Here is a 6218-nt window from a genome sequence, read left to right on the forward strand (position 1 = left end):
TGCTTCCGCCAGCAACACATCAAGGGCGGCCTGGTGGCCGGCGGCTAGATCCATCACGTGGATGTAGTCGCGAATGCCAGTGCCATCTGGGGTGGGCCAATCACTGCCAAAAATCTGCAATTCGGCGCGGCGGCCAACGGCAACTTGGCTGATAAATGGAAACAGATTATTTGGGGTGCCAAGGGGATCTTCGCCAATCCTGCCGCTGGGGTGGGCGCCAACGGGGTTGAAATAACGCAGGCGGGCGATGCGCCAACCGGCTTCACTGGCGGCTAAGTCAGCAAGCAGTTGTTCCACAGCTGCTTTGCTGTGGCCATAGGGGTTGATCGGTTTTATCGCTGCGCTTTCAGGGATCGGCACCTGATCTGGGATGCCATAAAGGGTGGCACTGCTGCTAAAAACCAAGCTGCGGCAGCCGGTGCTTGCCATCGCCTGCAGCAAGAGGCGAGTGCCTTCTAGGTTCACCTGCCAATAAAGCAGGGGCTTGGCTACCGATTCAGCCACGGCCTTGAGGCCGGCAAAGTGAATCACAGCATCGATGGGGATGCTGCTGAAGGCCCGTTGCAGGCTGGCGGGATGGCAGATATCGCCAGCCACCAGGCTGATTTTTTTGCCGCTGAGCTGCTCCACCCGGCGCAGGGATTCCGGGCTGCTGTTGCGGAAATCATCGAGCACCACCAGTTGATGGCCGGCTTCTAGAAGCACTAGGGCCGTGTGGCTACCGATAAAACCAGCCCCGCCGGTTAAAAGCAGATTGGCCATGGCAGGGGCAGGTGAAGCTGGAATCAGTTTGGCCTTTGGCTAAATAAAGGCAAAAAATATGCAATACTCCTATTAATTGTGCACCCCTATTAATTGTGCACCCCCCCCCTCCCCTAGCGAAATTGCCCAAATATGTGCCAACGTTCTGCTGTTGAAGGTTGAGGTGGTTGAGCACTGCTCCCACCCACCCTCAACTTTTGGCAGAATTAGTGTGGCTGAAGTTTATTAAATATTTAATCCAAGAATTTACAGATATATTTAGTCAAAATCCTAGATGACAGTTTTAGTTACCGGCGCCGCCGGCTTTATTGGCTTTCACCTGAGCAGCAGGCTGCTGGAGCGGGGAACTGCGGTGCTGGGGTTCGACAATATGAATCCTTACTACGACCCAGCCCTAAAGCGGGCCCGCCTCAAGCAGCTGCAGGCCACAGCAGAGCGCACGGGCACAAGCTTCCAGTTGATCGAGGCTGATCTGGAAGACCGCGCTGCGGTGGAAGCGGCATTTGCAACCCACAAACCCAGCAAGGTGGTGAACCTGGCGGCCCAGGCGGGGGTGCGCTACTCAATCGAAAACCCAGCGGCTTACATCCAAAGCAACCTGGTGGGCTTTGGCCACATCCTCGAGGGTTGCCGCCACCACGGCATCGAGCATTTGGTGTATGCCAGCAGTAGCAGCGTTTATGGCGGCAATACAAATCTGCCGTTTTCAGAACAGCAAGGGGTTGATCACCCGGTGAGCCTCTATGCGGCAAGCAAAAAGGCCAATGAATTGATGGCCCACACCTACAGCCATTTATATGGGCTGCCGGCCACGGGCCTGCGATTTTTCACGGTGTATGGCCCCTGGGGTAGGCCAGATATGGCCCTGTTTCTGTTTACCAAGGCGATCCTCGCCGGTGAGCCAATTCAGGTTTTTAACAACGGCCAGATGGCGCGAGATTTCACCTATGTAGACGACATCATCGAAAGCCTCCTGCGGGTGCTCGATAAGCCAGCCACCCCAGATCCGGCCTTTAATCCCAGCCAGCCCAATCCGGCCAGCAGCTGGGCGCCCCATCGGGTGTTCAACATCGGCAATTCCAATCCCACACCCCTGCTGGATTACATCGGCGCGATCGAATCGGCCCTGGGCATCACGGCCACGAAGACTTTCCTGCCGATGCAACCTGGTGATGTGCACGCCACTGCGGCTGATACCTCAGCGCTAGAAGCCTGGACGGGTTTCAAACCAAACACCCCCGTAGGCGAGGGGGTGGCCCGATTTGTGGCCTGGTACCGAGAGTTTTATGGGTTGGCCAAGGCTGCCTAGGCCTTGATAGATCGCGGGCACGTAATGCGCCGGTTATCTGGATAGCTGTGTTGTGCTGTTTAGCTACACTCAAATTACTGTTTGTTTGCGGCGATGACCCTTACAACCAGCCCAGCAATACCCAACGCAACGCCCCTAAGGCTTCCTGCTGATCTGAAGCTCACACCTAAACAGTTTGAGTTGGTGTGCGCCGAAAACCGTGAATCAGTTTTAGAGCTCAATGCAAGCGGCCGGGTGCTGGTGATGACGCCAACCGGTAGCGAAACGGGTTCCCGCAATGGTGAGTTGTTTTTCCAGCTCAAACTTTTTGCGCAGCAGCAAGGGCTATGGAAAGCCTTTGATAGTTCCACCGGCTTCCTGCTGCCCGATGGCTCTGTTCTCAGCCCAGATGCGTCATTGGTGCGAATTGATCGTTGGCAGGCCCTCAGCCCCGAAGAGCGCCGTGGTTTTGCACCGCTCTGCCCGGATCTAGTAGTGGAATTAGCCAGCCCCAGCGACGAGAGCCCCCTTGCACTAATTGCTCTGCGTAAAAAGATGGCCGCCTATCAGGCAAATGGTGCATCTTTGGCCTGGCTGCTGCTGCCCCACCAACAAACCGTTGAGGTGTGGGCGGCTAATACTGAATCGCAGCGCCTAGAGCAGATCCAGCTGCTTGATGCCAGTGGCGAGCTTTCGGGTTTGCAGCTGCAGCTTGCCAAGATCTGGGCTGGCTAGCTGATCTCTGGGCCTTGGAGCAGCTCGGCCCAGGTCACAAACGACATCGCAAGCTGATCCTCCTTTGGCTGGTTGTGATGCGCACCACCCTGGAGCTGCCGGATCCTCTGTTTGCTCGCCTGAAGGCCCGGGCGTCCAGCGAGCGCCTCACTTTGAAGCAGTTGTTGCGCAGTTATGTGGAGCAGGGCCTAAGCGCCACGCCCAGCGGCTCCGGCTCGAAACGTTCGGCACACACCCTGCCGCGACTGGAGGGGCCCTTGGCCATGGAGAGCGAACACCTCAGCAACGCGGCACTGTTTGATCTGCTCAACGCGTGAGCACCACCGTTGATCTGCCGGATCTCAACGTGTGGCTGGCCCTGGCCTGGCCACACCACAGCCATCACCACCAGGCCTTGTACTACTGGGAGCAGCAGGCGGCTGAACAGTTGCTGTTCTGCACGGTGACCGCGCTTGGGTTGGTGCGGCTTGTGTGCCAGCCGAAGCATCCGCTTTGCTGGCCGCGTTTTGCCAGCAGCCGGGTGTGAGCATGGGCTCTGCTGAGCATGCCGCCCCGTCTGTGCACCGATGCCTATTTGGCAGCCCTGGCGATAGCCAATGGCTGGCGCCTGGTTAGTTTCGATCGCGATTTCGCGCGATTTGAAGGCTTGGAGCGGTTGGCGCTTTGATGCCACCGCATGTGCTGCATCGGTTAAAATTGCAGCACAACGTGAGGCGCTGGTGAAAGAGCTCAATATTCGTGAGATGCGTGCCAGTCTCGGCCAACTGGCCGAGTTGGTTGCCACTGAAGGAGAGCTGGTGATCCGTCGGCGAGGCGAGCCGATCGCGCGGGTTTTGCCTATGACGCAGCAACGGCGCCCCCCCGACCATGCCGATCTTCGCCGGCGCATGCCGTTATTGAAGACCGGCTCAGCTGATCTGATCCGCGGCGAGCGCGATGAGTGCTGAGCCGGATGAGCGCTAAAAAACGTGCCTGTCTCGATACCAGTGCGCTGGCGAAGTGGTATTTCAACGAGGCCGGTTCTGAGGCCTTTGTTGAATTTCTACAGGGGCTGGATTCGGCTGTGATCAGCAGCCTCAGCGTCACTGAGATGCGTTCCTTGCTGAGTCGCCGCCGGCGCATGGGCGATATTTCGGCTGAACTCGAGTCTGTGCTGATTGCAGCCCTTCTCGACGATATCGATCGTGGCTGGCTGCAGCGGTATCCGCTGGATGATGCACGTTTTGCGGAAGCAACGAATCTGATCGCGCGTTATCCGGAACACCCCCTCCGCACGCTGGATGCCCTGCATCTCACGGTGGCGGCTGATCTGGCGGTGTCGATTGTTGCCACAGCCGATGGGGTGATGGCTGATGCAGCCTTGAGCATGGGTTTGCAGGTTGTGCGGTTTTGAGAGGGCTTCCTGCCGCCAGCGAAGCTCTAAACCCAACCAGTCAGGCATGGGCTGTGGCCCTACATTAATGTCACTGACTTCTTCGCGACTTCGCTGTAATTCCCATGGTTCAGGTCACGGCCAGGCTTCCCGACGCCCTCGGCGCCGAGCTTGATGCAGCGGCACAGCAGCTCAACCGCTGCCGAGCCGACATCATTCGTCAGGCAATCGAGTACTACCTCGACGACATCGAGGATTTGCGCTGTGGGGTGGCAGCCCTGAAGGACCCTGCCGACCCTGTTCTCGACTGGCTTGAGGTGCGAGATGCGCTGCTCGCTGCGGATTAAACGTTCTGCGGCAAAGGCGTTGGCCGCGCTGCCGAAAGCTGACCGGGTGCGGCTGGTTGAGGCCATCAACCTGCTCTGCGACACCCCAGCCGCCGGCTCTGCCCTCAAGGGTGAATTTGAAGGACTGCGGCGGTTGCGTGTAGGGAACTACCGCGTTGTCTATGAATGGCAGCGCAGCGAACTGGTGATCCTGGTGGTGCGCATCGGCCATCGACGCGAGGTCTATCGCTGACCTGCCTCCAACAAGTGCACGCAGCCAGTGAACACCGACCGCTGGTACTACCGGGTCTTCCATAGCGCCCCCGATCTGATCCGCTCGGCCCAACCCTGCCGGTGCGGCCTGAGAGCGAGCTGGCGGCCAGCAGTCAGCAGATCCTGGCCAGTCGGCCTGATCTAAAACCGAGGCGCAAATCATGGTGATTGCCGGCACCCCCCGGGAAGAAATCCGCCACTACCGCCCAGTTCCAGGCCCTGCCGCTGGAGCAGCTGGAATCATTGGCCGACGCCCTGCTCGACTTCCAGTGCCCAGCCGACCTATCCGCCTGGCTGGCCGCCCCCCTCTGCCGCGGCCGCCGCTGGAGACAAGGGCTGATGGCGCTACCAGAGAAGCCGGCAGGGGAACGCCTGGATCCAGCTCAGCCTGGGCGGCCAGCAGACGATCAAAGGGGTCGCGGTGGGGCATCGGGTAGCTGCCGGCATGCAGGCCCTGTTGCAGCGTGATGGGCAGCAGCTCAAAGCCCTGAGCGGTGAGCAGCTGGGGCAGGTCGTTGAGCAGTTCGCCGATGCCAGGCAATTTCCCCAGGCGCACCTTGGTGGCGATCTCCCAGCCGGAGGCGGCGCTCACATGAATCGAATGGCCGGGATCGCTGATGGCGGCGTGTGCGGCAGGCGAGAGGCGATCCGGTTCAGCCAGCCACCAGAGGAGGGCATGGGTGTCGAGCAACAGCTGCGTCATCACAGGCAAGGTCAGAGCAGGGGCTGCTCCAAGGCAGCAAGCTCCTCCTCCGGAAGAGGCTCGAGCAGCAGCTCCGGTTCTGGCAGCGTGATGCTGCCAGCCAGGACTCCGGCCTGGCGGTGCGGGCGAGGCTGCTCGAGAGGCACCAAGCGCGCCCAGGGCTTGCCTCCTTTGGCCACAAGGATCGTTTCGCCGGCGTGGGCGGCATCGATCAGCCGAGAAAAGTGGGTTTTGGCCTCATGCACATTCACAACACGTTCAGCCATGGAGTGCGGGTCCATTGGAAACCAACTTAGTCCACTTGTGGACCAAGCAAGAGGCATCAGTTGATGCCCCCCCCCCTGATCACCCCTGCCATGCCAAGGTGGGCGGCATCCAGGCCAACAGCAGCTACCCAGCTGATTTCCTGCTCGATAACCTCAAGATCCAAACCAACGTGATTGAAACGGCCTGGCGCAGCGGCGTGCGGCGCCTGCTGTTTCTAGGCAGCAGCTGCATCTACCCCAAGCTCGCCGAGCAGCCGATTCGCGAGGACGCGCTGCTCACCGGGCCGCTGGAACCCACCAACGCGTGGTAAGCGATCGCCAAGATCACCGGCATCAAGCTGTGTGAGGCGCTGCGCCGGCAGCACGGCTTTGATGCCATCAGCCTGTAGGCGCAGCCTTCTGCGAAGCAGTTGCCCACCAATCTGTATGGCCCGGGCGACAACTATCACCCCACCAACAGCCACGTGCTGCCAGCTCTGATCCGCCGCTTCCA

Annotated in this window: 11 protein-coding genes and 2 pseudogenes; 10 read left to right on the forward strand and 3 right to left on the reverse strand. The window is 59.7% G+C overall.

Annotated elements, in window-relative coordinates; translation table 11 throughout:
• Positions 1 to 762, reverse strand: a 762-nt coding sequence (gene galE, locus KBZ22_RS14100; RefSeq protein ID WP_255022460.1) for a UDP-glucose 4-epimerase GalE, incomplete at its 3' end; no start/stop codon positions are given.
• Between the two features lie 274 nt (positions 763 to 1036).
• Between galE and KBZ22_RS14105 the strand changes: the two genes are divergently transcribed.
• The 9 genes from KBZ22_RS14105 to KBZ22_RS14145 all read left to right on the forward strand — a co-directional run bounded on the left by KBZ22_RS14105 (position 1037) and on the right by KBZ22_RS14145 (position 5224).
• Positions 1037 to 2071 (forward strand): NAD-dependent epimerase, encoded by a 1035-nt coding sequence (locus KBZ22_RS14105; protein ID WP_255022461.1) that lies wholly within the window; start codon positions 1037 to 1039, stop codon positions 2069 to 2071.
• 93 nt (positions 2072 to 2164) lie between these two features.
• Positions 2165 to 2785 carry a Uma2 family endonuclease gene (locus KBZ22_RS14110; protein ID WP_255022462.1) on the forward strand — a complete coding sequence of 207 codons (621 nt, stop codon included), beginning with the start codon at positions 2165 to 2167 and terminating at the stop codon, positions 2783 to 2785.
• A 77-nt stretch (positions 2786 to 2862) separates the two neighbouring features.
• Complete coding sequence (locus KBZ22_RS14115; protein WP_255022463.1) at positions 2863 to 3102, forward strand: hypothetical protein; 240 nt, start codon at positions 2863 to 2865, stop codon at positions 3100 to 3102.
• Entirely contained in the window at positions 3099 to 3311 is a 213-nt protein-coding gene (locus KBZ22_RS14475; RefSeq protein ID WP_396112189.1) for a hypothetical protein, read from the forward strand. The genes KBZ22_RS14115 and KBZ22_RS14475 overlap by 4 nt, the downstream gene beginning before the upstream one ends.
• An 18-nt stretch (positions 3312 to 3329) precedes the next feature.
• The gene (locus KBZ22_RS14480; RefSeq protein ID WP_396112191.1) at positions 3330 to 3452 is read left to right on the forward strand and encodes a PIN domain-containing protein; all 123 of its coding nucleotides are present in this window, start codon (positions 3330 to 3332) and stop codon (positions 3450 to 3452) included.
• 285 nt (positions 3453 to 3737) lie between these two features.
• Positions 3738 to 4178: a type II toxin-antitoxin system VapC family toxin gene (locus tag KBZ22_RS14130; protein ID WP_255022465.1), complete on the forward strand. Its 441-nt coding sequence runs from the start codon at positions 3738 to 3740 to the stop codon at positions 4176 to 4178.
• Between the two features lie 104 nt (positions 4179 to 4282).
• The gene (locus KBZ22_RS14135) at positions 4283 to 4504 is read left to right on the forward strand and encodes a ribbon-helix-helix protein, CopG family (RefSeq protein WP_255022466.1); all 222 of its coding nucleotides are present in this window, start codon (positions 4283 to 4285) and stop codon (positions 4502 to 4504) included.
• 19 nt (positions 4505 to 4523) lie between these two features.
• Entirely contained in the window at positions 4524 to 4736 is a 213-nt protein-coding gene (locus tag KBZ22_RS14140; protein ID WP_254929046.1) for a type II toxin-antitoxin system RelE/ParE family toxin, read from the forward strand.
• Between the two features lie 263 nt (positions 4737 to 4999).
• On the forward strand, positions 5000 to 5224 hold the full coding sequence (locus KBZ22_RS14145) for a DUF4351 domain-containing protein (RefSeq protein WP_255022468.1): 225 nt from the start codon (positions 5000 to 5002) through the stop codon (positions 5222 to 5224).
• On the opposite strand, the pseudogene KBZ22_RS14150 reads toward KBZ22_RS14145, so the two are convergent.
• Both KBZ22_RS14150 and KBZ22_RS14155 read right to left on the reverse strand, forming a co-directional pair.
• Positions 5199 to 5459, reverse strand: a pseudogene (locus tag KBZ22_RS14150) (type II toxin-antitoxin system VapC family toxin); the annotation flags it as partial. The gene KBZ22_RS14145 and the pseudogene KBZ22_RS14150 overlap by 26 nt on opposite strands.
• A gap of 11 nt (positions 5460 to 5470) precedes the next feature.
• Entirely contained in the window at positions 5471 to 5725 is a 255-nt protein-coding gene (locus tag KBZ22_RS14155) for a type II toxin-antitoxin system Phd/YefM family antitoxin (RefSeq protein ID WP_255022467.1), read from the reverse strand.
• A 17-nt stretch (positions 5726 to 5742) separates the two neighbouring features.
• Here KBZ22_RS14155 and KBZ22_RS14160 point away from each other — a divergent pair.
• Positions 5743 to 6218, forward strand: a pseudogene (locus tag KBZ22_RS14160) (NAD-dependent epimerase/dehydratase family protein); the annotation flags it as partial.

It is taken from the genome of Cyanobium sp. L1E-Cus (genome assembly GCF_024345755.1).
GTDB lineage: Bacteria > Cyanobacteriota > Cyanobacteriia > PCC-6307 > Cyanobiaceae > Cyanobium_A > Cyanobium_A usitatum.